Origin of the sequence: Acinetobacter sp. YH12134, assembly GCF_013418555.1 — a bacterium.
GTDB classification, from domain to species: domain Bacteria; phylum Pseudomonadota; class Gammaproteobacteria; order Pseudomonadales; family Moraxellaceae; genus Acinetobacter; species Acinetobacter indicus.
Genome location: NZ_VPBT01000055.1, coordinates 1 through 1235 on the forward strand (window position 1 = coordinate 1; position 1235 = coordinate 1235).

2 protein-coding genes are annotated in these 1235 nt (G+C 30.3%); both read left to right on the forward strand.

Annotated features, from left to right (window positions below; all coding sequences use genetic code 11):
- The first annotated feature begins 153 nt into the window (after positions 1 to 153).
- Entirely contained in the window at positions 154 to 585 is a 432-nt protein-coding gene (locus FTU69_RS14655) for a hypothetical protein (RefSeq protein ID WP_104488273.1), read from the forward strand.
- A 66-nt stretch (positions 586 to 651) separates the two neighbouring features.
- Positions 652 to 942, forward strand: a complete 291-nt coding sequence (locus FTU69_RS14660) for a hypothetical protein (protein WP_257223661.1) — start codon at positions 652 to 654, stop codon at positions 940 to 942.
- Positions 943 to 1235: the final 293 nt, after the last annotated feature.

A 1235-nucleotide genomic window follows, 5' to 3' on the forward strand; every position in this document is an offset into this window, starting at 1 on the left:
TTCTTGACTCAAGCATTAATGCAGTACGATCTTCAAAGTTAAGATGATGGTATGACAATTTTATATACTCCATAAACCCTTTAAATTAATTAGGTGGTTTATGTCGCACTTCAAGTTTTACTCTGCCTATGTATGATAAAGTGGAAAGTATAAATGAATAAAATTATCAACTTATTGGTTTCAGATCATATATTTGCACTCTTTGCTTTTGGTTTCTTATTCTTTATTCTGTTGTGGGTCTTCTTCATAAGCCTTTATATTTATAGCAATATTTATCTAAAAGGAATTTGCAAAATTTTATATAAGAATGAGAAACGATTTACAAGATTGATGGAGCCCTTTGATTTCTTTCATTTGAGTATGTTGCCCAGTGCCTATTGGAGAGAAATATCAAATATAAAGTTTAATACTTCATTTAAAGCTTACTATGGGAATAATGTATATCAAAAAATAGGTGATTCCCAATTAAAAGAAATGTTGAAAAATTATCCCGTATTTTTTTATCTACATTATTTGATCATTGTGTCAGGTATTTTGGGAACACTTTTGCTGTTATTGGGTTTTATTGCGGATCAGTATTTTTAAAAAATTTAGAGTTTTATTGAAAACCGAGCTTAATGTCTCGGTTTTTTTCTTAAAAAAGCAGGTTATGTGTCTATTGCTACGGATATTGTAGGTTCGAGCATAAAAGTGTATGAAGCTGCACCAGAGGATAAAGCAAGAACAACAGTTGTTGAGACTGCTAAAGTTGGTGCTGGTATTGGTTTTGGAATTTATGCAAGTTATTTAATTGTCGGATTTGCGACAGATGGAACAGGATTAATTGTTATTGGTATTGTTGCTGCTGGAGCTGCTATTGCCGCTAAAGGTACATCTGAGATTGCAGGTCACTATGCTGGTAAATCATACGATTTAGTTGAAAAAGTTATGGAAAATAAATGATAGAGTTTATTATTAAGTTATATAAAACTGAACCTACAACATTCATCGGAATGGTCGGGCTTTTATTCTTTATTTTATTGTGGATCTTCTTCATAAGTCTTTATATCTATACCAATATTTATCTAAAAGGAATTTGTAAAATTATATATAAGGATGAGAGAAAATTTCTCTGTACACGACAAAAATAGATAACTCATTGAAATAATGTCACAATAATTGTTTTCTAACGACGAATACTATGACACATCTCAATGAGTTATATCTTATCTTAAACAAATCTCTAAAATGGAACA

Coding starts and splice junctions, on each gene's coding strand:
- FTU69_RS14655 (WP_104488273.1), top strand. CDS start 154: ATGAATAAAATTATCAACTTATTGGTTTCAGATCATATATTTGCACTC.